This window comes from Chitiniphilus eburneus (assembly GCF_005048205.1).
Classification (GTDB): domain Bacteria; phylum Pseudomonadota; class Gammaproteobacteria; order Burkholderiales; family Chitinibacteraceae; genus Chitiniphilus; species Chitiniphilus eburneus.
Genome location: NZ_SUMF01000004.1, coordinates 117,277 through 143,298 on the forward strand (window position 1 = coordinate 117,277; position 26,022 = coordinate 143,298).

The 26,022-nt window shown below is 60.5% G+C and carries 33 protein-coding genes, 2 tRNA genes and 1 pseudogene; 17 read left to right on the top strand and 19 right to left on the bottom strand.

From position 1 onward, the window contains the following. Positions 1–39 precede the first annotated feature (39 nt). The 3 genes from FAZ21_RS06750 (at position 40) to FAZ21_RS06760 (ending at position 1,851) form a co-directional block, all read left to right on the top strand. Positions 40–765, top strand: a complete 726-nt coding sequence (locus tag FAZ21_RS06750; RefSeq protein WP_136772520.1) for a DUF7666 domain-containing protein — start codon at positions 40–42, stop codon at positions 763–765. 154 nt (positions 766–919) lie between these two features. Further along, complete coding sequence (locus FAZ21_RS06755; RefSeq protein WP_136772521.1) at positions 920–1,213, top strand: hypothetical protein; 294 nt, start codon at positions 920–922, stop codon at positions 1,211–1,213. Next, positions 1,210–1,851: an ASCH domain-containing protein gene (locus FAZ21_RS06760; RefSeq protein WP_136772522.1), complete on the top strand. Its 642-nt coding sequence runs from the start codon at positions 1,210–1,212 to the stop codon at positions 1,849–1,851. The genes FAZ21_RS06755 and FAZ21_RS06760 overlap by 4 nt, the downstream gene beginning before the upstream one ends. Positions 1,852–1,933: 82 nt before the next feature. Here the strand turns inward: FAZ21_RS06760 and FAZ21_RS20210 are convergent, their stop codons facing one another. Then, on the bottom strand, positions 1,934–2,086 hold the full coding sequence (locus FAZ21_RS20210; RefSeq protein WP_169307285.1) for a hypothetical protein: 153 nt from the start codon (positions 2,084–2,086) through the stop codon (positions 1,934–1,936). 15 nt (positions 2,087–2,101) lie between these two features. On the opposite strand from FAZ21_RS20210, the gene FAZ21_RS20215 reads away from it, so the two are divergent. From FAZ21_RS20215 to FAZ21_RS06825, 14 genes and pseudogenes are all read left to right on the top strand, one after another. Then, positions 2,102–2,278, top strand: coding sequence for a hypothetical protein (locus FAZ21_RS20215; protein ID WP_169307286.1), 177 nt, complete (start codon positions 2,102–2,104; stop codon positions 2,276–2,278). Then, complete coding sequence (locus FAZ21_RS06765; RefSeq protein WP_136772523.1) at positions 2,275–2,532, top strand: hypothetical protein; 258 nt, start codon at positions 2,275–2,277, stop codon at positions 2,530–2,532. Before FAZ21_RS20215 ends, FAZ21_RS06765 begins: the two co-directional genes overlap by 4 nt. Before the next feature lie 40 nt (positions 2,533–2,572). Beyond that, the gene (locus tag FAZ21_RS06770; RefSeq protein WP_136772524.1) at positions 2,573–3,535 is read left to right on the top strand and encodes a recombinase RecT; all 963 of its coding nucleotides are present in this window, start codon (positions 2,573–2,575) and stop codon (positions 3,533–3,535) included. Further along, positions 3,528–4,196 (top strand): lambda exonuclease family protein, encoded by a 669-nt coding sequence (locus tag FAZ21_RS06775; RefSeq protein ID WP_136772525.1) that lies wholly within the window; start codon positions 3,528–3,530, stop codon positions 4,194–4,196. Before FAZ21_RS06770 ends, FAZ21_RS06775 begins: the two co-directional genes overlap by 8 nt. A gap of 13 nt (positions 4,197–4,209) precedes the next feature. Beyond that, entirely contained in the window at positions 4,210–4,401 is a 192-nt protein-coding gene (locus tag FAZ21_RS21250; RefSeq protein ID WP_373279530.1) for a helix-turn-helix domain-containing protein, read from the top strand. A gap of 60 nt (positions 4,402–4,461) precedes the next feature. After that, positions 4,462–4,692 carry a hypothetical protein gene (locus FAZ21_RS06785; protein WP_136772527.1) on the top strand — a complete coding sequence of 77 codons (231 nt, stop codon included), beginning with the start codon at positions 4,462–4,464 and terminating at the stop codon, positions 4,690–4,692. Between the two features lie 355 nt (positions 4,693–5,047). Beyond that, positions 5,048–5,359 (top strand): hypothetical protein, encoded by a 312-nt coding sequence (locus tag FAZ21_RS06790; RefSeq protein ID WP_136772528.1) that lies wholly within the window; start codon positions 5,048–5,050, stop codon positions 5,357–5,359. Next, positions 5,356–6,438, top strand: a complete 1,083-nt coding sequence (locus tag FAZ21_RS06795; protein ID WP_136772529.1) for a phosphoadenosine phosphosulfate reductase domain-containing protein — start codon at positions 5,356–5,358, stop codon at positions 6,436–6,438. The genes FAZ21_RS06790 and FAZ21_RS06795 overlap by 4 nt, the downstream gene beginning before the upstream one ends. Before the next feature lie 11 nt (positions 6,439–6,449). Then, positions 6,450–7,685, top strand: a complete 1,236-nt coding sequence (locus tag FAZ21_RS20545) for a hypothetical protein (protein ID WP_211243393.1) — start codon at positions 6,450–6,452, stop codon at positions 7,683–7,685. Continuing rightward, positions 7,685–8,008 carry a hypothetical protein gene (locus tag FAZ21_RS06805; RefSeq protein ID WP_136772530.1) on the top strand — a complete coding sequence of 108 codons (324 nt, stop codon included), beginning with the start codon at positions 7,685–7,687 and terminating at the stop codon, positions 8,006–8,008. Before FAZ21_RS20545 ends, FAZ21_RS06805 begins: the two co-directional genes overlap by 1 nt. Continuing rightward, on the top strand, positions 8,008–8,334 hold the full coding sequence (locus tag FAZ21_RS06810) for a hypothetical protein (RefSeq protein ID WP_136772531.1): 327 nt from the start codon (positions 8,008–8,010) through the stop codon (positions 8,332–8,334). The genes FAZ21_RS06805 and FAZ21_RS06810 overlap by 1 nt, the downstream gene beginning before the upstream one ends. Beyond that, entirely contained in the window at positions 8,334–8,669 is a 336-nt protein-coding gene (locus FAZ21_RS06815; protein WP_136772532.1) for a hypothetical protein, read from the top strand. The genes FAZ21_RS06810 and FAZ21_RS06815 overlap by 1 nt, the downstream gene beginning before the upstream one ends. Beyond that, positions 8,669–8,824: pseudogene (locus FAZ21_RS21255) on the top strand (helix-turn-helix domain-containing protein); the annotation flags it as partial. The gene FAZ21_RS06815 and the pseudogene FAZ21_RS21255, both read left to right, overlap by 1 nt. A gap of 62 nt (positions 8,825–8,886) precedes the next feature. After that, positions 8,887–9,921: a tyrosine-type recombinase/integrase gene (locus FAZ21_RS06825; protein WP_136772533.1), complete on the top strand. Its 1,035-nt coding sequence runs from the start codon at positions 8,887–8,889 to the stop codon at positions 9,919–9,921. 47 nt (positions 9,922–9,968) lie between these two features. Here the strand turns inward: FAZ21_RS06825 and FAZ21_RS06830 are convergent. From FAZ21_RS06830 to nuoH, 18 genes are all read right to left on the bottom strand, one after another. Next, positions 9,969–10,045, bottom strand: a tRNA-Pro gene (locus FAZ21_RS06830). 39 nt (positions 10,046–10,084) lie between these two features. Continuing rightward, on the bottom strand, positions 10,085–10,462 hold the full coding sequence (locus tag FAZ21_RS06835; RefSeq protein WP_136772534.1) for a MerR family transcriptional regulator: 378 nt from the start codon (positions 10,460–10,462) through the stop codon (positions 10,085–10,087). Beyond that, complete coding sequence (locus FAZ21_RS06840) at positions 10,428–10,745, bottom strand: integration host factor subunit alpha (RefSeq protein WP_136772535.1); 318 nt, start codon at positions 10,743–10,745, stop codon at positions 10,428–10,430. Before FAZ21_RS06840 ends, FAZ21_RS06835 begins: the two co-directional genes overlap by 35 nt. Positions 10,746–10,809: 64 nt before the next feature. Beyond that, entirely contained in the window at positions 10,810–13,164 is a 2,355-nt protein-coding gene (gene pheT / locus FAZ21_RS06845) for a phenylalanine--tRNA ligase subunit beta (RefSeq protein ID WP_136772536.1), read from the bottom strand. Positions 13,165–13,260: 96 nt separating this feature from the next. Further along, positions 13,261–14,247: a phenylalanine--tRNA ligase subunit alpha gene (gene pheS / locus FAZ21_RS06850; protein ID WP_136772537.1), complete on the bottom strand. Its 987-nt coding sequence runs from the start codon at positions 14,245–14,247 to the stop codon at positions 13,261–13,263. Positions 14,248–14,366: 119 nt separating this feature from the next. After that, entirely contained in the window at positions 14,367–14,726 is a 360-nt protein-coding gene (rplT, locus tag FAZ21_RS06855; protein WP_136772538.1) for a 50S ribosomal protein L20, read from the bottom strand. A 15-nt stretch (positions 14,727–14,741) separates the two neighbouring features. Further along, positions 14,742–14,939, bottom strand: coding sequence for a 50S ribosomal protein L35 (rpmI, locus tag FAZ21_RS06860; protein ID WP_018748785.1), 198 nt, complete (start codon positions 14,937–14,939; stop codon positions 14,742–14,744). 145 nt (positions 14,940–15,084) lie between these two features. After that, the gene (gene infC / locus FAZ21_RS06865; RefSeq protein ID WP_444542047.1) at positions 15,085–15,663 is read right to left on the bottom strand and encodes a translation initiation factor IF-3; all 579 of its coding nucleotides are present in this window, start codon (positions 15,661–15,663) and stop codon (positions 15,085–15,087) included. Further along, positions 15,660–17,564: a threonine--tRNA ligase gene (gene thrS, locus FAZ21_RS06870; protein ID WP_136772540.1), complete on the bottom strand. Its 1,905-nt coding sequence runs from the start codon at positions 17,562–17,564 to the stop codon at positions 15,660–15,662. Before thrS ends, infC begins: the two co-directional genes overlap by 4 nt. 171 nt (positions 17,565–17,735) lie before the next feature. Continuing rightward, a tRNA-Val gene (locus FAZ21_RS06875) sits at positions 17,736–17,812 on the bottom strand. 60 nt (positions 17,813–17,872) lie between these two features. Further along, positions 17,873–18,169 (bottom strand): DUF2818 family protein, encoded by a 297-nt coding sequence (locus FAZ21_RS06880; protein ID WP_136772541.1) that lies wholly within the window; start codon positions 18,167–18,169, stop codon positions 17,873–17,875. 1 nt (position 18,170) lies between these two features. Then, complete coding sequence (gene nuoN, locus FAZ21_RS06885) at positions 18,171–19,625, bottom strand: NADH-quinone oxidoreductase subunit NuoN (RefSeq protein ID WP_136772542.1); 1,455 nt, start codon at positions 19,623–19,625, stop codon at positions 18,171–18,173. 29 nt (positions 19,626–19,654) lie between these two features. Next, positions 19,655–21,157 (bottom strand): NADH-quinone oxidoreductase subunit M, encoded by a 1,503-nt coding sequence (locus tag FAZ21_RS06890; RefSeq protein WP_136772543.1) that lies wholly within the window; start codon positions 21,155–21,157, stop codon positions 19,655–19,657. 34 nt (positions 21,158–21,191) lie between these two features. Beyond that, the gene (nuoL, locus tag FAZ21_RS06895; protein ID WP_136772544.1) at positions 21,192–23,276 is read right to left on the bottom strand and encodes an NADH-quinone oxidoreductase subunit L; all 2,085 of its coding nucleotides are present in this window, start codon (positions 23,274–23,276) and stop codon (positions 21,192–21,194) included. A gap of 24 nt (positions 23,277–23,300) precedes the next feature. After that, positions 23,301–23,606 (bottom strand): NADH-quinone oxidoreductase subunit NuoK, encoded by a 306-nt coding sequence (nuoK, locus tag FAZ21_RS06900; RefSeq protein ID WP_136772545.1) that lies wholly within the window; start codon positions 23,604–23,606, stop codon positions 23,301–23,303. A gap of 13 nt (positions 23,607–23,619) precedes the next feature. Next, positions 23,620–24,255, bottom strand: a complete 636-nt coding sequence (locus tag FAZ21_RS06905) for an NADH-quinone oxidoreductase subunit J (protein ID WP_136772546.1) — start codon at positions 24,253–24,255, stop codon at positions 23,620–23,622. A 219-nt stretch (positions 24,256–24,474) separates the two neighbouring features. Next, a complete protein-coding gene (nuoI, locus tag FAZ21_RS06910) occupies positions 24,475–24,963 on the bottom strand; it encodes an NADH-quinone oxidoreductase subunit NuoI (RefSeq protein WP_018748776.1) in 489 nt (162 codons plus the stop codon). Positions 24,964–24,974: 11 nt separating this feature from the next. After that, positions 24,975–26,021 (bottom strand): NADH-quinone oxidoreductase subunit NuoH, encoded by a 1,047-nt coding sequence (gene nuoH / locus FAZ21_RS06915; protein WP_136772547.1) that lies wholly within the window; start codon positions 26,019–26,021, stop codon positions 24,975–24,977. Position 26,022: the final 1 nt, after the last annotated feature.

A 26,022-nucleotide genomic window follows, 5' to 3' on the forward strand; every position in this document is an offset into this window, starting at 1 on the left:
TGCCAGCGCGTTTTTATTTGCCCACGCATGGAGCACGCAATGGCTACGCGCAAGAAGAAAGAAGCTGTGAAGGAAGTACAGGAAGAGGTGGTCACGTCCTACAAGGGCTTCGACAGCAACTGGAAATGCCGCGGCTACCAGTTCGCGGTTGGCGGCAAGTTCGAGCATGAAGGCGACGTAAAAGCCTGCGAATCTGGCTTCCACGCCTGCGAATATCCGTTGGATGTGTTCGGCTATTACCCGCCCGCGCAAAGCCGGTTCGCCGTCGTGCAGCAGTCGGGCGAATTGAGCCGGCACAGCGATGACTCGAAGGTCGCCAGCAAGAAGCTGGAAGTCAAAGCAGAAATCTCGATCGCGGGTCTGGTGAAGGCGGCGATTGAATACACGACCTCCAGGTGTGAACCGATCAACCAGGATTCGCCAGCGTCGGCCACAGGCTACCAGGGCGCAGCGTCGGCCACAGGCTACCAGGGCGCAGCGTCGGCCACAGGCGGCCGGGGCGCAGCGTCGGCCACAGGCGACTACGGCGCAGCGTCGGCCACAGGCTACCAGGGCGCAGCGTCGGCCACAGGCGCTCATAGCGTTGCTATCGCGACCGGTTCGGAAGGGCGCGCCTTGGCTGGAGAGAACGGCGCAATCGTGCTGGTTTACCGCAACGACGACGACGAAATCGTCCACATCCGCGCGAGCAAAGTTGGCGAGAACGGCATCAAGCCTGGCGTGTTTTACACGCTCAACGCTGAAGGTGAATTCATCGAAGCGTGACCCGACCGCTGGTCTCCAGCGGCAGCTATGTGCCCCGCAACTCATACCCTTTGACGCGAAACATGAGGGGCGCATAGCTACCGGTGGGCGACCACCGCTTCATCTCCTCCTCCTAGCCCCGGCATGTCCGGGGCATCTTTTTTGGAGACTGATCATGAACATGGAAACCGCTCGCGCACGCCTCATCGCGGAGATGATGGAGTCGAATCCGCGATTCAATCCGCGCCGTGGCATCAACATCGCCGAGGCACTTGGCGAAATGGCGCTATCCGCGCTGGAACAGGCCTACGCCGTTGGCAATCTGGAAATCGGCAGGATCGTTGATGACTACTGGTGGAATGTAGCGAGCGACTACCTCGACAAGCATCCATCCGACCTGGCTGATTTCGTCAAAGAGCATCGAGATGATCGTCTCGATGAAATAGCTATGGAGCGGGTAGCGGCATGAAAGAGCGCCCCATCCTATTCAGCGCGCCGATGGTGCGCGCCATCCTCGACGGCCGGAAAACGCAGACGCGGCGGGTTATTGAGCCGCCACCCATGATGGTCGCCGACCACGCGACAAGGCCGTGGCAAGGCAGCCCAGAGCAGTTGATGTCACTGTTTGAGCAACTTGGACGAAAGTGCCCCTACGGCCGGCCCGGAGACCGGCTGTGGGTGCGCGAGGCATACCGCACATCTTTCCAGTATGACCACATCAAACCCCGAGACCTACCCGTCGCACGCACGAAATCGACGCTGGCTGTCCCGTTTTGGTACGACGCCGACCTGTACGGCGATCTGACTCCACTGCACCCCGGCCTAGGGCCTGGCAAATACCGGCCGGGCATGTTCATGCCGCGCGCGGCCAGCCGAATCTTGCTGGAAATCACTGCCATGCGCGTCGAGCGCCTACAGGACATCAGCCCTGCCGATTGTATCGCCGAGGGATACCAATCCCCGCCCGGGACTCGGTATGCACAGGAGGAATTGGCGACTCTCGACTGGTACAGGGAACTGTGGGAATCAATCAACGGCGCTGGTAGCTGGCAGGCTAACCCGTGGGTCTGGGTGGTCGAGTTCACGCGAGTGGAGGTGGCAGCATGAGACGGGCCCGATGAAATACCTCCTCAATGGCGTACCGCATGATAGCAACCCATATGGATGCTACAACGCGCCGCGACCGCTTTCAGGTGCGCCAGTGCTGCACGGCAACGGCCGAACGATAGCCGCGCACACTCAATGGAATGATGGCGCGGGCAATCTCGTCCAGGTTGACCAGCCAATCCCATGTATCTACCGACAGTCGCACAATGACGAGTTGTGTTTTGGCTGCTGCCATATGGAGTAATTCAGTATGAGCAAGATAGAAATTGCTCCTTATGAGCGGCAGGACAAAATAAGCAAGATTGTCTTCATGTGCCGCAGCGGCGGCTATGTCATGTGTCGCCGTCCAAGAGCGATGCCATTTGTCCTTACGGAGAAAGAGTGGCGGAACCTCGATCCATATCAGCCGAAAGAGCAATTGACATGACCGACCACTATCCCGCACTTCGCGGCCGCGCCAAGAGCCGTCTCACCTGGGGCGGTTTTTTATCGGCCACTGTTTTCGTCCTGGCGATGCTGTTTCTGATGTGGCTGCCCGTATATTGGGCTGAATACCAGAAGGAACCCGAGCCATCTCAGGCAGAGATCCTGCTGTGCGATGCGCCCGATGATGGGGTACAGGTGTGCACTGAATTCAGGAAAGAGCTGGCCGGCCGAATCAAACCACGACAGGTGATGTGAAACCACTATGCCCGGCAGAGTCTCGGGCTCAGGAGAAAAGATGTCTACCCAGCTCAAAACCTTTGATAGCGTCAAAGGCATTGTGCTGTCGCTCGGCGAAGAGTTCGCCCGTGTGTGCAGTGATAAGTCGATCAATTTCAACCGCGAAGCGGGTTTCGCGGTGCAATTGCTCCAAGAAAGCAGCTATCTGCTCGAAACCGCCTACAGCAATCCAGATTCATTGCGCAATGCGGTGGTGAATGTTGCCGCGCTCGGCATAAGTTTGAATCCAGCCAAGAAGCAAGCATATCTTGTGCCGCGCAAGAACAAGAACGGCGTTAAATCCATCTGCCTGGACATCAGCTACATAGGTTTGCTGCATTTGGCGCAGCAGACCGGCGCTATCTATTGGGGCAAAGCGGAAATCGTGCGCGAGCGTGACCAATTCCGAATGACGGGACTCGATTCGCCACCAGAGCATGCGTTTGATCCATTCGCCGTGCCTGATGATCGTGGCCAGGTGGTGGGCGCATATGTCGTCGTCAAGACGTGCGATGGAGACTACCTCACCCACACAATGCCGGCGAAAAAGATCAATGACATTCGTGATCGTTCCGAGGCATGGAAAAGCGGGCAGAAAGGCCCATGGGGCACTGACTATGAGGAAATGGCCAAGAAGACGGTGGTGAAGCAGGCCAGCAAGTACTGGCCTCATCGCGAACGCCTTCAGACGGCCATTCACCATCTCGACACAGATGGCGGAGAAGGAGTCGAGAAGGATGTTACCTACAGCAGTGGCGTAATTCCTGAGCCGAAAAGCGATGAGGCCACCAAGGCCCTTGTCGCGGGCTTGGAGGAGGCGGCGAAGAGCGGAGTACAGGCTTTCCGGACCGCATGGGCGGCACTTGCCGAGCAACAGAAGGCGGACGTCGGGCTTGAAGAACGCAATCGAATCAATAGGATGGCCAAAGCTCCGCAGGGCGAAGTGATCGAAGGTGATGCGCGAGAGGTCGAGAATGAATGAACAGGGCTCTCAAGCGTGGCGAGATGGCCGCGCTGGGCGGATCACCGCCAGTTGTTTCGCTGAGGCCATTGCGATGAAGGAGGTAGTTACCCAGCGAGAGAACAAAAAACAGGGCTTGGAGCGCAAAACGAAATTGGTGCCGACCGATACCCGCAACACCTATATGCGTAGCCTGATTGCCGAGATTCTGAGCGGTCAGCCAAAGCCTGAGGTGTCCTCTCGCTCATTGGAATGGGGGAAAGAGCATGAGCCCTTGGCTCGAGAACTCTATGAACTCAAATCGGGCAACTTCGTCGAGCAAACCGGTCTCGTCGTCCATCCCGATTTCGACTTCATCGCAGCCAGCCCCGATGGGCTGATCGACGACGATGGCGGACTCGAAATGAAATGCCCGAAGGATCCGCAGATCCACATCAAAACATGGATGGAGGGCATGCCGGATGAACATATCGCTCAGATTCAGGGCGGCATGTTCGTCACTGGCAGGAAATGGTGGGATTTCGTCAGCTTCGATCCGAGGCAAACTCCAGAAATGAGGCTGTTCGTGCAGCGGATCAGTAGGAACGACCAATATATTGATGGCGTTCTTCAGCCTGGCCTGTTGGCATTCTGGCGCGATGTCCAATCTGCCCTTGATCAACTCCGACGCAAAGTGGGGTGACATCATGCCAGTTATGCCAGTTGCCTATCGCATTTTTGCATATCTGCTGCGAAACGAATTATCAACAGCCAAGGCAATTGCATCAGATTGCAATTGCACCCAGCAGACGGCAAATAAAACCCTGTTGCGTCTAATGGATCTAGGCGTAGCAATGAGGGACAAGCAACGAGGCTCCTATCACTGGTCCCTGATAAGGGGCGATTAATCATCCAACAACATCAATAGAGCCACAAGATAGGTGGCTCTAATCATTTTGGAGCACCACATGGGCAACGATCACATTGGCAGTGCTTACGCGGTGCCGCTGCATGTCGATCCTGATGACGACTGGCAAACAGATCGCGAGCGTGAATTGCTCGAACGCAATCACGAACTGGCACAGCGCAATTTCGAACGCGATGAGCGGGTCATCAACACCCTGACCGCTGCAATGGATCGCGATGATTGGACGCTGGTGAAAGCAGCAAAGATTTTGCTGGAGTGCGGGGATGCCTAGGGCCTATGACGCGTTGTTCGCATACGTTGCCGTTATCCTCTTTATAGCAGTTGTAGTAGGCGCGGCGCTCTGGATGCATGGTGCGTTCGGCTATGGAATTGCCATCTCTGCATCATGCTCATCAATTGCGTTGCTCGTAGTGATTGCAACCGCCGAATGGGCCATATCGAGGATTAATTATGAAAAGACGTAGCTGGTTGCAGCGGTTTGGAGAGCCGGTGCTTCTGTATGGGCCACTAATTGTCTTCGTCACTCTCATCTTGGCAATCCTCTCGCCGATTTTCATTCATGAGTTTTTGGGGTGAAAAATGAAAAGTCTCCAATGTGATCTGGTCGAAAGCGACGGGGGTGAACTGTGAGCACTCCCACCACCTTCCACCAGCGCAGTTACATGTTCCTCTGCGTGCGCGGTGCCATTCGTGATCTACAAGGCCGGCGCCGCAGCAAGAAGCACACCGGGTACACCGACGATCAAGGCCGCCCGCTCAACCGCGATCAAGCGATCGACGCGCTGATGGACGAGCTGGCCAAGGGCCACGAAGTGATTCCGATGCACAAAGGCTGCGGCAACCCATGCCGCAACAGCAACGCCTGTGCAGGTTTCGACTACAAGGATGGCGGCTGCCCTGGGTACCCCGTTGATGCGGCTGAAGCGAGTGCGCTATGAGCATCATCCACGTGGTTTCAGTGTCGGGCGGGAAAGACAGCGCGGCGACGCTTCTGGTTGCCCTGCAGCGATTCGGCCGGCATCGAGTGCGCGCGATCTTCTGCGACACGGGCAACGAGCACCAGGCGGTTTACGACTACCTCAGCTATCTGGAACTGGCACTCGACATCACGATTGACCGCCTCAAGGCCCGCTTTGACCAAGAGATCGCCAACAAGCGCATGTTCATCGCGCGCGACCGGCGCACAAGGCGGGCGTATCACACCCGGCCGGTTTTCGATGCGGACAACAACCCGGTCTGGGCACGCGACGGCCGAGGCAATCTCAGATGGACGTTGGCCAAGGATGATGGTGCGCTGTACTGCGCCCTCATCCAGAAAACCCGCAAGGTCGGCGGCGGACACAAGGTCAGATGGAGTAATCGAGGTAAGCGGCGCGCTCTGAGTGTCCTTCAACCCACCGGCAACTCTTTTCTGGACCTGTGCCTGTGGCGAGGACGGTTCCCCTCACCCAAGGCTCAGTTCTGCACCGAGCAACTGAAAGTGGCTCCCGCAGTTGAGTACCAGCTCGGCCTTGTGGACGAAGGTCACTCCGTTGTCAGTTGGCAGGGCGTGCGCCGGGATGAATCCGAAAATCGTAAGAACGCGCTGAAGTTCGAGCGGCAGGCGCCAGGGCTTTACATCTACCGGCCATTGGTTGAGTGGTCTGCGGCAGACGTCTTCAAGCACTGCGCCGCAGAAGGCATTCAGCCGAATCCCCTGTACCGCCAGGGCATGACACGCGTCGGCTGCATGCCGTGCATCAACGTCAACAAAAACGAGATGCGCGAAATCGCCACCCGGTTCCCAGATGAAATTGCCCGCATCGCCGAGTGGGAAACGCTGGTGTCCCAGGCCAGCAAGCGGCAAGCCGCAACGTTCATACCTGCGCCCGGCATCACTCCAGATCAAGCTTCTGACCATGGCATCTACTCGGTAGTCGAGTGGTCGCGCACCAGCCGCGGCGGCCGGCAATACGACCTGCTGGCCAGCCTGATCGAACCCACCGCCTGCGCCTCGGCGTATGGACTATGCGAGTAGCCGACCACCTCATGAAAGCCCCCGCCTATTACAACGAACACGACAAATTCGCCGCGCAATGGCTCCGCAACCTGATCGCAGCCGGCCATATCGCTCCTGGCGACGTCGATGAACGCTCGGGGACTGTTTTCGGAGATTGCAGCATGAACCAACACACCGAAGCGGAAGTGCGCGAGATGGCGGACTACTTTCTGAACCGAGCAAAACACGGAGCTACTGCCGCCAAGATAACAACTGCGTCAGTGGGGGAAATGCTCCGCGCCTACGCCGACCGTCTCGCCGCTGATGAGGCGGCGTGGCAGCCCATCGCAACCGCGCCTACCGATGGAACCGTTGTGCTCGGCAGGCTCACAGATAGCGACGTTCCTCACTCGGTGAGATATCAGGACGGCCGCTGGGTGATCGTATGGGACGGCAGCCACCTGTCGCCGCACGACGGCCCGACACATTGGTCGCCGCTCTACACCCACCCCGCCGCGCCGCAGCCATTGCCTTGGTACGAGGGTTCGCCACCGTTCCCGCAGGATCAAGAGTGGTTCATCGCTGAAACGATCTACGGTGATCGCGTCGTGCTCCGATCCCTGGACGAAGGGCGCGAGCATCGAGGCAATTACGCATTCAAGACCGCAGACGGAACCTACATGAAGGCGGAGATCGTGAAGCGCTGGATGCAGTTTCCCGATTGCGAATATCTGCCACCCGCCGCCCCGCAGGTGCCGGAAGAACTCCGGCAGGCCATCAGCTACGCGGTTTCGATCCTCAATTGCGATGCGAGAGAATCGGCAGTGGCTGGAAACGCTGACGTGGCGGAAATGCAAATCGACATGGCTGGCCGACTCCAGTCATTGCTGACACCGGAGCGCCCCGCCCCGCAGCCACCCGGCAATGCCGCAGCAGCGGTGCAGGTGGATAGCTGGCCGATCCTGTCGGCGCCGGCAACCGTCGGCGGCATCAATTTCCATGCGGGCGTGTCGAGCAGGCTCGTGGTTGAGGCTGCTCAGCGCCACCACGCCAATCCGGTGCGCGTTGCAGACGTGAAGCAAGGCCGGGAGGAAATGGCACGCCTCATTGGCGAGAGCGCAGCGCGCGTCGAAGAGCGCGTGGCGCGAGATGCGGCTCGGTATCGCCTCTTAAGCCGCGGCCAGCAGTGGTCCGTCGTTGACGGCATCGGCGATGCCTTACGAGCCGACGAACTGGATGCAGCCCTTGACGCAGCCATAGCCGCAGAAGCCGGCGTGGAGGCGTGATGGGTACGTTTGATGAGGTAGCGTGCCTAGACGTAAACCCGTTTGAAGGTGACTTCGGCGCGCCAGATGACCGCGTGCTTGAGGACAAGATCGTCACCACCAGGAAGGCCGCTAAATGCGGTTGCTGCATGCAGGATGCCCAGCCCGGCGAGAGATCGCGCGTCATCGCAGCAATATTCGACGGGCAACTGATGCGCTATCGCTTCTGCGCTGCTTGCTGCGCGGCGATGGCGAAGTGCTGGGACGAGGATGACGACGGCGAAACTTGGGCAGCGCGCGCGAGAATGGGACGCGAGGCCGCAGACGCCAAGGGAGGTGCGTGATGGCGCATCAATTCAAGCCCGGCGACATGGCGCGCGTCATTGACGCGCGGGTTATCCATGAAAACATCGGAAAGATTGTAGAGCTGGTTCAACTGCTGTCGCCGGGTGAAGAGTTCCGCGACCCTCACGGTGTGCTCAACATCTACACGGGAGACGAGCCTGCATGGCTGGTGGTTGCCCCTGAAATTACTGGAGTGACCGACTCTGGCCGACGCAGCGCGGGTTTTGGGATGGCGCTGCCACAGTATCTGATGCCGCTGGGTGGTGATGAAAACGCGGTACAGGATGTGCGCGCGGCAGATATGTCTGTGAAGGGAGGTGCGTGATGCGAGGAAACCACCGCATCTGGGGCCGCCAGGACTACACCGAACCATCCCCTCTCCCTCCTGCGGATCTGGCACGCATTGCGGCATGTACCGTCACGCCACGTTCGCCGGATCGAATTCAGCCGCTGTGCTGGCACGACGTACGGGTCGGCGGTGTGTTGATCGGCATGGTAGCAACGCGTCTCGCCGGACAGTGCTGCCGGCTTCCCGGCGACGAAGTGGGATTCGTGGTGACATCAGAATGGAACCGGGCCGATCCGATGCACGCACGGGCGATCCTGCGGCTGTTGGACTCACACGAAAACTACGTAGCCCAAGTGGAAAAGGAACCGTGATGCCAGAGCCAAACGAAGTGCTGACGTTGCGGGAGGCCGCCGACTTCCTACGCATCCACTACAAGACCGCCAACCGCCTGGCCAAGGCCGGAACCCTCAAAGGGTGGAGGCCATGCCCGGGCGGTGAGTGGCGGTTCTGGAAAGTTGACCTGATCAATATGCTGCGCGACAGTAGCCACCGGCAAGATGCGCAGGCTGCAAACGAAGGACATGCAGAATGGCGCGAAAGCAAGATGGCGGCCTCTACCAAAGGGGCGAGATCTGGTGGGTGCGGATCGTCCACCAAGGCAGAGAAATACGAAAGTCTACTGGGACTACCAACAGGGTCGCGGCAGAAGAATGGCGCGACCAGCTCAAGGCGTCGCTCTGGCGCCAAGTGAAGCTGGGAGAGCGGCCGGAGTACCGGTGGGAGGAAGCTGTAGAAAAGTGGTTTGGGGAGCGGATTGATCGGCCAGCGGCCTACAACTGGCGGCTCACACTGAGGTGGCTCCACCCTCACCTGCACGGCACCAAGTTGGTCGACATTACGCGCGAGCGGATAGAGAACATCAAGAAGGCCAAGCAACGTGAGGGGGTGAAGCCGCGCACCGTCAATGACGTGCTGAACGTTGTGCGGTCAGTGTTGCGGGCCGCTCACGAGTGGGAATGGATTGATCGCGTGCCGGTAGTCAAAACGATGGCCGAACCGGCTCGCCGGGTGCGTTTTCTGACTGAGACCGAAGAGACAAGGCTGATTCAGGAAGTGCCGCAACATGTGAAGCCCATCGTTAGGTTTGCACTATGCACCGGGTTGCGGATGTCCAATATCCTCAGTCTGGAATGGTCGCAAATCGATATGGCACGGCGCGTGGCGTGGATTCATCCAGACCAGGCAAAGGCCAGAAAGGCCATCCCTGTTCCGCTAAACAGCGATGCGGCGACGATTCTCCGCGAGCAGATGGGCCAGCACTTGACCCATGTGTTCAGCTACCGCGGCGAACCGTTGTTGCGCGTGAACGGCAGAGCATGGAGGGAGGCGGTTGCGCGCGCTGGGGTGGAGAATTTCACGTTCCACTGCCTGCGGCATACCTGGGCCAGTCGGCACATCCAGTCGGGAACATCGCTGCATGCGCTGATGGAAATGGGGGGATGGTCGGACGTAGATATGGTGCGGAAGTATGCCCATTTCGGTGCCGAGCATTTGGTGGAGCACGCGGAGAGAATTGCACGCTCCGCACAAAATCCGGCACACAACGAAAAAGCGACCGGGTGATGACCGGTCGCTTTCGAGTACAACATACTGATTTTACTGCTTAATTCTGGTCGGAGCGGCGGGATTCGAACTCGCGACCCCTTGCACCCCATGCAAGTGCGCTACCAGGCTGCGCTACGCTCCGAAGAAGAGCCGCGATTATAACGAGGGTCGTACTGCTTGCCTAGCTATTTATCGCGGTTTCGCTTTCATCCAGCCAATCGAGCAGTTCCTTGAGCGCGGCGCGCACTTCCACCACCGGGTCGACCTCGCTTCCTTCCTCGCCCGGATGGGCCAGTTGGTTGCGCGCACCGCTGATGGTGAAGCCCTGTTCATAGAGCAGGGAACGGATCCGGCGTACCAGCAGCACTTCGTGATGCTGGTAGTAGCGACGGTTGCCGCGCCGCTTTACCGGCTTGAGTTGGGTGAATTCCTGCTCCCAATACCGCAGCACGTGCGGCTTGACGCCACACAGGTCGCTGACTTCACCGATGGTGAAGTAGCGCTTGGCCGGGATCGAGGGCAGTTCACTGGTCGGAACGACGTTGCTGTTGCTTTGCATAGTGGATTTCCACCAGCCCCTTCAGCTTTTGACTCGCATGAAAAGTAACCACGCGGCGAGCGGAGATCGGGATTTCCTCACCGGTCTTGGGATTGCGCCCCGGGCGCTGGGGCTTGTCGCGTAGCTGGAAGTTGCCGAAGCCGGAAAGCTTGACGGCGTCGCCGGTCTCGAGCGCGCTCCGGATTTCTTCGAAGAACGCCTCGACCATGTCTTTCGCTTCTCGCTTGTTCAGGCCCACCTTGTCAAAAAGCAAATCGGCCAGGTCGGCTTTGGTCAACGTCATTGTTGTTTTCTCGGTACCGCTCGTGTCGGTACTTAGGCGAAAGGGAAAGTTCATATATGGGATCTCAAACTCTCAATGTCGCGCCTGCGGCCTCCGCTCGGCGAATGAGTTTCGCCACCGCGGCATCGACTTCTTCATCGGTCAGAGTTTTGTGAGTATCTTGCATTAACACCTTGAAAGCAAGGCTCTTTTTCTCCTCTGCAACACCCTTGCCCCGGTAAACGTCGAACAACGCGATCTCGGTAACAAACGCGGCGGCGGCCTCTTGCAGCACGGCCAGGACTTCGCCGGCGGCGCGATCTTCATCGACGATCAGCGCCAGGTCGCGGCGCACCGGCTGGAACTTGGAAACCGCAACGACCTCTGCCTTACGGGCGTGGAGCAATGCTGCGACATCCAGTTCGAACAGCACCGGCGCATGAACCAGCTCATAGGCCTGAACCCATTTCGGATGCAGTTCGCCCAGCACGCCGATGGGTTGACCATCCAGCAGTACCGTCGCCGCACGGCCAGGGTGCAGCGCCGGATGCTCGACCGGCTGGAACTGCGCTACGCGCGGGGCCAGCAACGCGGCCACATCCGCTTTCATATCAAAGAAATCGATGCGTTCGCGCGCAATGCCCCACTGTTCGGCCTCACGCGGCCCCCACGCCAGCGCGGCGATCTTTTCCGGCTGCTGATCCGCGCCCTTGCCATGGAAAACACGCGCCACTTCGAACAGGCGCACGCGATCCTGCTTGCGATTGATGTTGTGCTTGAGCCCGTTGATCAGGCCGCCGAACAATGTCGAGCGCATCACGCTCATCTGGCTGGCGATGGGATTGAGCAGTTTCACCGGTTGCGTATTCGCGGCGAAATCCGCCTCCCACTGTTCTTCGACGAAGGCGTAATTCACGGCCTCCTGATAGTCGCGGGCGACCAGAATATGCTTGAGCGCTATCTTGGGACGTACGTCCCCCGGTTGCGGCAGCATCGGTGTCCGCGCGACGGAAATGCTCACGGGGATGTTGTCGTAGCCGTAAACCCGGGCGATTTCCTCGATCAGATCTTCTTCGATCTGGATGTCGAACCGGTAGGAAGGCGGCGTGACGGCGATGGTGTCGCCATCCACGGTCGTGGACAACCCCAGGCGTTCCAGAATGGCGACGATCCTGGCGGCCGGCAGCGCCAGACCCAGCACGCGCTCGACGCGCGATACGCGCAATGCTACAGGCGGACGCGCCGGCAGTTGTTCGACGGCCTCGATTACCGGGCCGGGCTCGCCACCGCACAGATCGAGGATCAGGCGCGTGGCGCGTTCCATGGCGTCGCGCGCTTCGCCGAAGTCGACGCCCCGTTCAAAGCGATGGCTGGCGTCGGAGGAAAATCCCAGGCGGCGTGCGCGACCGGCTATGGCTTCGGGCGCGAAATAGGCGGATTCGAGGAAGATGTCGCGAGCGCCCGCTTCGACGGCGCTGTGGCCGCCTCCCATGATCCCCGCCAGGGCCACGGCCCCGGTGGCATCCGCGATGACCAGCATGTCGGCATCGAGCGCGACATCCTTGTCGTTGAGCAGCGTGATGCGCTCGCCTTGCTGGGCAAAACGTACGGTGATGTCGCCTTGCAGCTTGGCGTTATCGAAGGCATGCAACGGCTGGCCGAGTTCCAGCAGTACGTAATTGGTGACGTCGACGATGGCGGAGATCGGACGCAGGCCGGCACGGACCAGGCGTTGCTTCATCCAGTCGGGCGTCGGTGCGGCCTGGTCGACATTGCGGATCACGCGGCCGGCGTAGCGTGGGCAGGCAGTCCCCGCGGCCAGCTTGATGTTGCGCTGGTCATCGATGGTCGCCGCCACCGGCGGTGTGGCACCAGCGTTGACCACAGCGCCGGTCAGGGCGGATACCTCGCGCGCCACGCCCTTGATCGACAGGCAATCCGCACGGTTCGGAGTGAGCTTGATGGTGAACAACTGGTCGTCCAGTTGCAGGTAATCGCGCAGCGGCGTGCCGACCGGCGCATCGGCCGGCAGGACCAGCAGGCCGTCCACCCCATCGGGAATGCCCAGTTCGTCACCGGAGCAGAGCATGCCGAACGATTCGACGCCACGCACTTTGGCACGCTTGATCTTGAAGTCGCCCGGCAAGGCTGCACCAATGCGTGCGCAGGGCACTTTCAGGCCCGGCTTGACGTTCGGCGCGCCACAGACAATCTGCAACGGCTCCGCCTCGCCCACGTTCACGGTGCAGACATTGAGCCGGTCGGCATCCGGGTGCTTGGTGGTGGACAGGACTTCGGCAACAAAGACGTTGTCGAAGGCCGGCGCGGCACTTTCGGTCTCTTCGACTTCCAGTCCGGCCATGGTCAGCAGGTGCGCCAGTTCTTCGGAACTCAGTTCGGGGTTTACCCAGGTGCGCAACCAGTTTTCAGAGAATTTCATGATGCAGACTCCAGCGGAGTTCGTTTGCCACCCGCGCGGCTCTGGCGCGCGGGCGAGTCCGGTTTCTAGCCGGGCCGGTGGTGGCCCGACGGGCCATCATTTGAACTGGCCGAGGAAGGACAAATCGTTTTCGAAGAACAGGCGCAGGTCGTTCACGCCGTAATACAACATGGCAAACCGATCCAGCCCAAAGCCGAAGGCAAAGCCGGTATAGCGTTCGGGATCGATGTTCACGTTGCGCAGCACGTTGGGGTGCACCATGCCGCAGCCCCCGATCTCCAGCCAGCCACGCTGGCCCAGCACATCGACCTCGGCGGAGGGCTCGGTGAACGGGAAGAATGAGGGGCGAAAGCGTACTTGCAGCGTTTCGTCCTCGAAGAAGTTGCGCAACCAGTCGGTGATCACACTTTTCAGATCAGCGAACGATACGCCTTCTTCCACCCACAGCCCTTCCATCTGGTGGAACATCGGTGAATGGGTGGCATCGGAATCGACGCGATAGACACGGCCCGGCGCGACGATCTTGATCGGCGGCTGGTGATCCAGCATGTAGCGCACCTGGATCGGGCTGGTGTGGGTACGCAGCACCTCGCCACCTTCTACGTAGAAGGTATCGGCCATGTCGCGTGCCGGATGGTTGTCCGGCATGTTGAGCGCTTTGAAGTTGTGGAAATCGGTTTCGATCTCCGGGCCATCGGCCACTTCGAAGCCGATGGAGCGGAACAGCGCTTCGATGCGCTGCTGCACCAGCGTCACAGGGTGCAAGCCGCCACTGGCGCGCCCGCGCGCCGGCAGGGTGACATCCAGCGCCTCGGCGGCAAGCTGGCGCGCCAGCTTTTCGGCCGCCAGCGTTTCGCGCCGCGCGGTAAGCGCCGCCTCGAACGCCTGCTTGGCCTGGTTCACGGTAGCACCGAAGGTTTTCTTTTCCTCGGGCGGCAGCGTCGCCAGTTGCTTGAGCAGCGCGGTGATCGCGCCTTCCTTGCCGGTGTAACGCGCCTTGGCGTTTTCCAGCTCGACCGGATCGTTCGTCGCGTTCAGCGCCGCGATCCCTTCGTCGAGAATGCTTTGTACGTTGGCAACCATGGTTGGGCCCGGTTTCTCTGGTCAGAAGCGATACCGAAGCTGTGCTTGGGTATCGGTTCTGCTTGCGTCTGATAATAAAAAAGGGAGGCTGAGAGCCTCCCCTTTCAAGGACTTGCCGATCAGGCAGCGAGGCTCGCCTTGGCTTGCTCGACAAACTTGGCAAATGCCGGCTTGTCGAACACGGCCAGGTCGGCCAGCACCTTGCGGTCCACCTCGATACCGGCCTTCTTCAGACCGTTCATGAAGCGGCTGTAGGCCAGGCCCAGTTCACGCGAAGCCGCGTTGATCCGGGTGATCCACAGTTGGCGGAACTGACGCTTCCTTTGACGACGGTCGCGATAGGCATATTGACCGGCCTTCATCACCGCCTGCTTGGCGATCCGGTATACGTTCTTGCGACGGCCGCGATAGCCCTTCGCCAGGTCCAGAATCTTCTTGTGACGAGCGCGTGCGGTTACACCACGTTTAACGCGAGGCATGTGTTATCTCCTTAGTTACGCGTAGGGCAACATTGCGCGCACGTGGCCCATGTTGGTCGCATCGACCATCGAGGTGCCGCGCAGCTGGCGCTTGTTCTTGGTGGTTTTCTTGGTCAGGATGTGGCGCTTGAACGCATGGCTGCGCTTCACACCACCGCCGCCAAGAACCTTGAAGCGCTTTTTGGCGCTGCTCTTGGTTTTCATCTTGGGCATGGAAATGCTCCGAACTAGTTGGATCTGGCGACAGGCGCCCGGAGAACCGGAACTTGATGCCTGGCACCACGCTTTTTCGCGACAACCGGCCTTGCGGCCTCGACGGGGGTTGTCGCCACCCCGCTTGAATCCTTGCTGCGACGAATCAGACTTTCTTCTTCGGCGCCAGCATCATCACCATCTGGCGGCCTTCCAGCCGGGGATACTGCTCCACCACGGCCAGCTCACCCAGATCGCTCTCGATCCGCTTCAACTGGGCCATGCCGATTTCCTGGTGGGCCATTTCGCGGCCACGGAACCGCAGCGTGACCTTGCACTTGTCGCCCTCTTCCAGGAAACGCACCAGGTTGCGCAGCTTGACCTGATAATCGTTCTCGTCGGTGCCAGGACGCAGCTTCACTTCCTTGACCTGGATCTGCTTCTGCTTCTGCTTGGCCGCATGTTCTTTCTTGGACTTTTCGTACTTGTACTTGCCGTAGTCCATGATGCGGCAAACGGGCGGTGTGGCGGTCGGCGCGATCTCCACGAGATCGACTTCCGCCTCTTCGGCCAGCGCCATGGCTTGCACCAGGCTCACAATACCGAGTTGTTCACCCTCCAACCCTTGCAGACGAATCTCGCGCGCGGTGATCTCACCATTGATCCGCGGCTCTTTATCCTGAGCAGCTATCGCTATTCTCCAAATCAGACAAAAGAAAAACCGTGCGCATGAGCGCGGCTTCAGGCTACGGGATGTTCGGCCTGCACACGTTCCAGGAACGCCTGCACCGTCATTTGTCCGAGGTCCTCGCCGCTACGGCTACGCACGGCCACCAGGCCCGCAGCTTTTTCCTTGTCGCCGACAATCAATTGGTACGGCAGGCGCTGCAAGCTATGTTCGCGGATTTTATAGGTTATTTTCTCGTTTCTCAAGTCGGCATCGACCCGCAGGCCGCTCTGGCGCAACGTTTGCGCCACCTGCTCGGTGTATTCGCGCTGCGATTCCGAGATATTCATCACCACCGCCTGCACGGGCGCAAGCCATGTCGGGAAGGAACCGGCGAAGTTTTCGATCAGGATACCGAGGAAGCGCTCCATCGATCCGACGATGGCGCGGTGCAGCATGACCGGGCGCTGGCGCGAGTTGTCCTCGGCCACGTACTCCGGGCCGAAGCGCTCCGGCAGTACGAAGTCGAGCTGCAAGGTACCGCATTGCCATGAGCGGCCAATCGCATCCTTGATGTGATATTCGATCTTGGGGCCATAGAAGGCGCCCTCGCCCGGCAGCTCTTCCCATTCGACGCCACAGGCGCGCAACGCTTCGCGCAAGCCGTGCTCGGCGCGATCCCAGCCCTCGTCGCTGCCGGCGCGCTTGTCCGGGCGCAGGGCCAGCTTGATGGCGATGCCTTCGAAGCCGAAGTCTTCATAGACGCTCATCGCCAGCGCGTGGAAGGTCCTGGCCTCGTCGATCAACTGGCTTTCCATGCAGAAGATGTGCGCATCGTCCTGCGTGAAGCCACGCACGCGCATCAGGCCATGCAGCGCGCCCGAGGGCTCGTTGCGGTGACAGGCGCCGAATTCGGCCAGGCGCAGCGGCAGATCGCGATAGGAACGCAAGTCGCTGCTGAAAATCTGGATGTGTCCGGGACAGTTCATCGGCTTGACGGCGTAGGTGCGCTTTTCCGATTCGGTGATGAACATGTTTTCCTGGTAGTTCTCCCAGTGGCCCGATTTCTCCCACAGCGAGCGATCCATCATCATCGGCGTACGCACTTCCTGGTAGCCGGCCTTGGCCAGACGGCGGCGGATATACTGCTCCACCGATTGCCACAGGCTCCAGCCTTTGGGATGCCAGAACACCATGCCAGGCGCTTCGTCCTGCATGTGGAACAGGTCCAGCGCGCGGCCGATCTTGCGGTGGTCGCGCTTTTCCGCTTCTTCCAGACGATGCAGGTAGGCGTCTAGGTCTTCTTTCTTGACCCAGGCCGTACCATAGACGCGGGTCAGCATCTCGTTGCGGGAGTCGCCGCGCCAGTAGGCGCCGGCCACCTTCATCAGCTTGAACACCTTGAGCTTGCCAGTGGACGGCACGTGCGGACCACGGCAAAGGTCGGTGAACTCACCCTCGCGATACAGGCTGAGCACTTCGTTCTGCGGAATGCTCTCGATGATCTCCGCCTTGTAGGCTTCGCCAATCCCCTTGAAGTAGGCCACGGCTTCATCGCGCGACAACTCATAGCGCTCGACCGGAATGTCCTTTCTGGACAACTCGAGCATCTTTTTCTCGATGGCTTCCAGGTCTTCCGGCGTGAAGGGGCGCTCGTAGCTGAAGTCGTAGTAGAAGCCGTCCTCGATCACCGGGCCGATGGTGACCTGGGCACTAGGGAACAGCTCCTTCACCGCATAGGCCAGCAAGTGCGCCGTGGAGTGGCGGATGATGTCCAGTCCGTCAGCATCGCGCTCGGTCACGATGGCAAGCTGCACGTCGCGATCGATCAGGTAGCTGGTATCGACCAGCTTGCCATCCACCTTCCCGGCCAGCGCGGCGCGGGCCAGGCCAGCGCCGATGCTGGCGGCTACGCCCGCCACGGTCACGGGCGCGTCGAATTGGCGTTGCGAACCATCGGGAAGCGTAATCACTGGCATCGGGGCCACCTGTATCCAAGTTTTTGAGTTGTCGCCCCGCAGGGCAAAAAAAAAGTGCGGCCTGGGCCGCACTTTTATCGAATCGACTGGTTCTGACCAGCGCACGGCTACCCGGGTTATCTGTGGGTAGTCGTACGAGTTCGGAACATTGGTCTGATTCCCTGTATTCGTTGGTAGGCACGATTGGACTCGAACCAACGACCCCCACCATGTCAAGGTGGTGCTCTAACCAGCTGAGCTACGTGCCTGTCGAAGAGCGCGAATATTAGCCGCTCCGGCCCGCCTTGGCAAGCCTCGAAACAAAACTTTTACAACCCCGGCTTGCGCCAGAAGTAGCGCCAGACAAACCCCGGGAACGCCGCGACGATGAACAGGCACAGCGTGGTGACATAGAACGGCCATTTCTGGGCATGGATCGGCGACAGGCGCTGCTCCAGCACCAGCGCCAGCCCGCCCACCAGCAGGTACAGCGCCAGCATCTCCACCGCGCGCCACGCAAACGCCTTGCGCCCGGCCGGACGGATCGCGAACAGGATACGATCGCTCAGGAACGGCAGGTTGGCGGCCAGCGCCGCCAGCCCGTACAGCACGTACAACTCGGCCATGTCAGAGCGGCAGCGAGAACACGACGGCGTCGGTCAGCAGCGACAGCAGCCCGTTGGGGTAGAGGCCGATGAAGAGCAACGCCAGGCAGTTCAGCGACAGCACCACGCGGCTGAACAGCGAACCCGACAACGCACCGCTGGATTCTGGCTCGTCGAAGTACATCAGCTTGACCACGCGCAGGTAGTAGAAGGCGCCGACCAGCGACATCGCGACCGCGAATACCGCCAGCCACACCATGCCCAGGTTGATCACGGCCTTGAGCACCGCCAGCTTGGCAAAGAAGCCCACGAACACCGGCACGCCGGCCATCGAGAACATCACCATCAGCAGCATGCCGGCAAACCATGGATGGTTGCGAGCCAGCCCCTTGTAGTCGTCCAGCCGATCGGCCTCGAAACCCTGGCGCGCCAGCAGCATCACCACGCCGAAACCGGCGGCGGCGGTCAGCATGTAGGTCACGGCGTAGAAGAACGCCGCGGCATAGCCGACCGCGCTGCCGACCAGAATGCCCAGCAGCAGGAAACCCATGTGCGAGATGGTCGAGTAGGCGAACATCCGCTTGATGTTGGTCTGGGCGATGGCGGTCAGGTTACCGATGGCCAGCGACAGCACGGCCAGTACCACCAGCATCTGGCGCCATTCCGGCGTGAAGCCTTCCAGCGCCTGCGCCAGCAGGCGGATGGTGAAGGCAAACGCGGCCAGCTTGGGCGCGGAACCGATCAGTTGTGTGATCGGCGTCGGCGCGCCCTGGTAGACGTCCGGCACCCACATGTGGAACGGCACGGCACCCAGCTTGAAGCCGATACCGGTCACGATGAACACCAGCCCGAACACGGCCAGCAGCTTGTTGCCCTCGTGGTCGATCAGCAGCTTCTGGCTGATCTCGAACACGTTCAGGCTACCCGTGGCGCCGTAGACCATCGACATGCCGTACAGCAGCATGCCCGACGCCAGCGCGCCCAGCACGAAGTACTTCATGGCGGCTTCGGTCGACTCCACCGAATCGCGGCGCAACGCAACCAGCGCGTACAGCGACAGCGACAGCAATTCCAGGCCGATGTACAGCGTGAGCATGTTGATCGCCGAGGCCATCACCATCATGCCCAGCAGCGAGAACAGTGCCAGCGAATACAGTTCGCCCTTGAAGATGCCGCGATCGATCGCGTAGCTGCGGCCATAGATCAGCACCAGCGCCACCCCGATCACCATCCCCACCTTGGCCAGCGTGGCCAGCGGGTCGGCGATGAACATGTGGCTGAAGCCAAACTGCTGGGCCGGAGAATAGCCGTACACCAGCAGCACGCCGGTAACGACGAGCGCGATGAGCGCCAGTGCGTGCGTGATGCCGCGTTTGGCGTCGCTGACGAACAGATCGAGCAACAGGATGACGCAGGTGGCACAGAACAGGAAAATTTCCGGTGCCGCCACCCAGGCGTTGAGACTGGTCCAGGTCATGCTTTCAACCCTTTGATTCTTTCAATGCGTTATTGGGGCAGCTTGGTCTGCGATACATGCCAGATCAGGTCGTTGACCGAGAAGTGCATCAGGTCGGTGAATGGCTTCGGATACAGGCCCATGCCCAGCACGGCGACCGCCAGGATGACCAGCACCAGGAACTCCCGCTTGTTCACGTCCAGCAGTTCGGCCACGTGGTGATTGGCCACTTCGCCGAAGATCACCCGCTTGTACATCCACAACGTGTACGCGGCGCCGAAGATCAGCGTGGTCGCGGCCAGCACGGCGTACCAGAAGTTCACCTGCACAGCGCCCAGCACCACGAAGAACTCGCCGACGAAGCCACTGGTACCCGGCAGGCCCGCATTGGCCATGGCGAACAGCATGAAGAAGCTGGCGAAGATCGGCATCTTGTTGGCCACGCCGCCGTAGTCGGCGATCTTGCGGCTGTGCACGCGGTCGTACATCACGCCGATGCAGAAGAACATGGCGGCCGAAACGAAGCCGTGCGAGATCATCTGCACGATGGCGCCTTCCACCGCGAACGAATTCAGATCGGTACCGCGCGCGAACATGAAGAAGCCCAGGGTGACGAAGCCCATGTGCGAGATCGACGAATACGCGACCAATTTCTTCATGTCGGTCTGTACCAGCGCGACAAAGCCGATGTAGACCACGGCGATCAGCGACAACACCACGAACACCCAGGCGTATTCACGCGAGGCATCCGGTGCGATCGGCAACGCGAACCGCAGGAAACCATACGCACCCAGCTTCAGCGTGATCGCTGCCAGCACCATCGAACCGCCGGTGGGCGCCTCGACGTGCGCATCGGGCAGCCAGGTATGTACCGGCCACATCGGCACCTTGACCGCGAAAGCGAAGAAAAACGCCACCAGCACCAGCGCTTGGGCAGTCATGCCCAGCGGCAGGCGATGGAAATCCTGAATCTCGAAGCTGCCACCCGCCTGGTAGTACAGGTAGATGAAGGCAACCAGGGTCAGCAGCGAACCCAGGAAGGTGTACAGGAAGAACTTGATCGATGCGTAGACGCGACGCGGCCCCCCCCAGATACCGATCACCAGGTACATCGGGATCAGCATGGCTTCGAAGAACACGTAGAACAGGATCGCATCCAGCGCGGCGAAGGCGCCGTTGATCAGGCCCGACATGATCAGGAAGGCGGCCATGTACTGGCCGACGCGACGCTCGATCACCTGCCAGCCGGCCAGCACCACCATCAGCGTGGTAAAGGCATTGAGGATGACGAACCACACCGACAGGCCATCGACACCCAGGTGGTAATTGATGTTGAAGCTGGAAACCCAGGGGCGCAGTTCCTCGAACTGCATTCCTGCGCTGGCCACGTCGAACCCTGTATACAGCGGAATGGTCACCAGGAAGCCCAGCAAGGCCCCCGCCAGCGCCAGCCAGCGCTGGAGCCCGGCGTTCTTGTCGCCGCCGGTGGCGAGCACGATCAGGCCGGCCACAATCGGCACCCAGATCGCGCAGCTCAGAAGTTGTCCCGTCATAATCTACCTGCTTGTTATCGATTCAATGCCGCGATCAGGCTTGCGGATACAGAAGACCACCGACCCACTCGTACACGCCCGGACCGAACCAGCCCAGCGCCACGCCCAGCCATACCGTGATGAAGAGCAGCGCGCCGATGATCATGGCGAAGGCGTAGTGGTAGATGTAACCGGTTTGCAGGCGACGGACGACGCCGGCGAAGAAACCGACCACCTTGGCCGAGCCGTTCACCAGCAGGCCGTCGATCAGCAGCGCGTCGCCCACCTTCCACAGCACGGTGCCGACAGCGCGACCGGCCGCGGCAAAGCCGTTGATGTACAGGTGATCCATGTAGTACTTCTCTTCCAGCAACTTGCGCACGCCGATGGCGCTGAAGAAGCGGTCGATGGCGGCCGGAATGGACGGCTTGACCAGATAGAACACGTAGGCGGCAACCACACCGGCAATGGCGAGGTAGAGCGGCAGCGTGCTGAAGGCGTGGGTCACCATGCCCAGCGGGCCATGGAACTCTTCCTTCATCATTTCCATCGCGCGGTGCGATTCGTGATTCACGCTGATCACGCCGTCGAAGAAGCCGCCGTACAGCATCGGCTCGATGGCGAGATAACCGATCACCACCGACGGGATGGCCAGCAGGATCAGCGGCAGCGTCACCACCCACGGCGATTCGTGCGGCTTGTCGTTCGGGCCCAGGCCATGGTGATGCTCATCACCATGATCATCGTGGTGATGATCGTGATGGCCCTTCTGCATCCAGCGTTCCTTACCGTGGAACACCAGGAAATACATGCGGAACGAGTAGAACGCTGTGACGAACACCCCGGCCAGCACGGCGAAGTGCGCGAAGCCGGCGCCCGGCAGCGTGGAGAACTCCACGGCCTCGATGATCGAATCCTTGGAGTAGAACCCGGCGAAGAACGGTGTGCCGATCAGCGCCAGCGAACCCAGCAGCGAGGTGATCCAGGTGATGGGCATGTACTTGCGCAGGCCGCCCATGTTGCGGATGTCCTGGTCATGGTGCATGCCCATGATCACCGAACCGGCGCCGAGGAACAGCAGCGCCTTGAAGAACGCGTGCGTCATCAGGTGGAAGGCGGCAACGGAATATGCCGACACGCCCAGCGCCACGGTCATGTAGCCCAGTTGCGACAGCGTGGAGTACGCGACCACGCGCTTGATGTCGTTCTGGATGATGCCGAGGAAGCCCATGAACAGCGCGGTGATCGCGCCGATCACCAGCACGAAGTTGAGCGCGGTATCCGATAGCTCGAACATCGGCGACATGCGCGCCACCATGAAGATGCCGGCAGTCACCATGGTCGCGGCGTGGATCAGCGCCGAGATCGGGGTCGGGCCTTCCATCGAATCGGGCAGCCACACGTGCAGCGGGAACTGCGCCGACTTACCCATCGCACCGACGAACAGCAGGATGCAGGTCACGGCCATCAGCGACCAGGTATGGCCGGTCATCAGCGTGATCGTGGTGTCCTTCAGTTCCGGCGCCTTGGCGAACACTTCGGCGTAATCCAGGCTGCCGAAATAGGCCAGCACCAGGCCGATACCGAGCAGGAAACCGAAGTCGCCCACGCGGTTGACCAGGAACGCCTTCAGGTTGGCGAAGGTGGCGGTCGGGCGCTTGAACCAGAAGCCGATCAGCAGGTAGGACACCAGGCCCACCGCTTCCCAGCCGAAGAACAGTTGCACGAAGTTGTTCGCCATAACCAGCATCAGCATGGAGAAGGTGAACAGCGAGATATAGCTGAAGAAGCGCTGGTAGCCCGGGTCTTCGTGCATATAGCCGATGGTGTACAGGTGAACCATCAGCGAAACGAAGGTAACCACGCACATCATCATCGCGGTGAGCTTGTCCACCAGGAAGCCGACATTGAAGTCGATGCCGTTGATGGTCAGCCAGGTGTAGACGGTGCCGTTGTACGACTCGCCGCCGGACACCAGATGGTTCAGCACGTAGGCAGACAGCGCGAACGAAACCGCCACGCCACCGATGGTGACGCAGTGCGCCGCACGCCGGCCGATGGCCCAGCCGAAGAGGCCTGCGATGATCGCGCCGAACAGGGGTGCGAGCGGAATCAGCAGGTAGATTGTTTTCATGTCCATTGCGTGTACCCGTAGATTTTCCGGTTAACCCTTGAGGTGATCGAGGTCTTTGACGTTGATCGAGCGCAGGTTACGGAACAGCACGACCAGAATCGCCAGGCCAATGGCGGATTCAGCAGCCGCCACGGTCAGGATGAAGAAGACGAAGATCTGGCCCGCGGTATCCCCGAGGAACTGCGAAAAGGCGATGAAGTTCATGTTGACCGCGAGCAGCATCAGCTCGATCGCCATCAGCAGGACGATCAGGTTCTTGCGGTTCATGAAGATGCCGAATACGGAGATCGCAAACAGGATCGCCGCCAGCACCAGGTAGTGATTGAGTGTCAGCACGGTATCTTCTCTCTCAGCTCTGCGACTCGCCGTCCGCCTTCGGTTGCTCGAAGGTGGGCTTGGCTTCGGTCGACATCTTGACCATGCGGACGCGGTCGTCGCGCTTCACCTTGATCTGGTCGGCCGGGTTCAGGTACTTGCTGTTCTTGCGCTTGCGCAGCGTCAGTGCGATCGCGGCCACCATGCCCACCAGCAGCAAGGCCGCGGCGAGTTGGAACGGCAGGAAGTACGTGGTGTAGATCTCGCGGCCCAGTTCATGGACATTGCTGTAGCCCGGGGGCGGTTCGACCAGTTGCGCGCCGGGAATCTGCGCGGCCGGGTGCAGCAGGATCGCCACCATCTCGGCCGCCATGATCGCAGCCACCAGGGCGGCCAGCGGCACGAACTTCCAGAATCCCTTGCGCAGTTCTTCGAAATTGATGTCCAGCATCATCACGACGAACAGGAACAGCACCATCACCGCGCCGACATAGACCACCACCAGCGACACGGCGAGGAACTCGGCCTTCATCAACATCCACAGCATGGCGGCGGTGAAGAACGACAGCACCAGGTAGAGCGCGGCGTGCACCGGGTTCTTGGCCGTGATGACCAGCAACCCCGCAAGCAGCAACACCGTGGCAAAGACATAAAAAAGCACTTCGGTCATGACTTTATCCGTTGGCGATTAAACAACGTCGTTGATCGATCAGCACGCATCAAACAGCCCTCCGAGCAAAGCGAGGCTCCCTCACGGCGGCGAGGGCGGGGAAAGCGGAATCGATCAGGGAGCGCCGTTTCCGGCACCCAGCAATTGTCTGCACCCGGCTTGGCCGGGGGCTCGACGTCGGGAGGTTGGCAGCGATAGGTCGCGGATTCATGGCTGGCTCTAGCGATACTGGGCATCCGCGGCCTTGCGCGCCGCGATCTCGGCCTCGTACTTGTCCCCCACCGCCAACAGCATCGGCTTGGTGTAGTACAGGTCGCCACGCTTCTCGCCGTGGTATTCGAGGATGTGGGTCTCGACGATGGCATCGACGGGACAGGCTTCCTCGCAGAAGCCGCAGAAGATGCACTTGGTCAGGTCGATGTCGTAGCGCGTGGTACGGCGGGTGCCGTCGTCGCGCTGGTCCGACTCGATCGTGATCGCCATCGCCGGGCAGACCGCCTCGCACAGCTTGCACGCGATGCAGCGCTCTTCGCCGTTGGCGTAGCGACGCTGGGCGTGCAGGCCGCGAAAACGCGGGCTGAGCGGGGTCTTTTCCTCCGGAAACTGCACGGTGATCTTGCGCTGGAAGAAATGGCGCCCGGTGAGCATCAGGCCCTTCACCAGCTCGACGAGCAGGAAGGTCTTGAAGAAATGATTGATTCGTTCCATGTCCCGGTTCCTTACTTCCAGAGCGAGAGCGGGGTTTGCATCCACGCGCCGATAAACACGATCCACACCAGGGTGACGGGGATGAAGATCTTCCAGCCCAGGCGCATCAGCTGGTCATAGCGATAGCGCGGGAACGTGGCACGGAACCACAGGAAGCAGAACAGCAGGAAGCCGACCTTGAGCACCCACCAGATGAAGCTCGGCGCACCGATGAAGGCCCAGCTCGACGGGAACGGCGACAACCAGCCGCCCAGGAACAGCGTGGAAGCCAGCGCCGACACCAGGATCATGTTGGCGTATTCGGCCAGGAAGAACAGCGCGAAGCTCATGCCCGAATATTCGATCATGTGGCCGGCGACGATTTCCGATTCGCCTTCGGTCACGTCGAACGGTGCGCGGTTGGTTTCGGCGACACCAGCGATGAAATACACCACGAACAGCGGCAGTAGCGGGATCAGGTTCCACGACAGGATCGAACCGCCACCGATGCCATGTCCCTGCTGGTTCACGATGTCCGACAGGTTGAGCGAGCCGGTCACCATGATCACGCCAATCAGCGCGAAGCCCATCGCCAGTTCGTAGGAGATCACCTGCGCGGCGGCACGCATGGCGCCAAGGAATGCATACTTGGAGTTGGATGCCCAGCCGGCCAGGATCACGCCGTACACGCCCATCGAGGTGATGGCCATCACGTACAGCAGGCCGACGTTGACGTCCGCCAGCACGAAGCCGGGGTAGAACGGCACCACCGCCCAGGCCGCCAGCGCGGGCACCAGCACCCATACTGGCGCCAGGAAGAACAGGCCGCTGCTGGCCGCGCTCGGGGAGATGATCTCCTTGAGCAGCAGCTTCACGCCGTCGGCCACCGGTTGCAGCAGACCGAACGGGCCGACGCGGTTCGGGCCGATCCGGATCTGCATGAAGCCGATCACCTTGCGTTCGGCCAGCGTGAGGTAGGCAACGGCGCCCATCAGCGGCGCGACGATGCAGACAATCTTCAGCAGCGTCCAGACCACGTAACCCAGCTCAGCGCCGAGATAGCTTTGCAACAGTTCCATC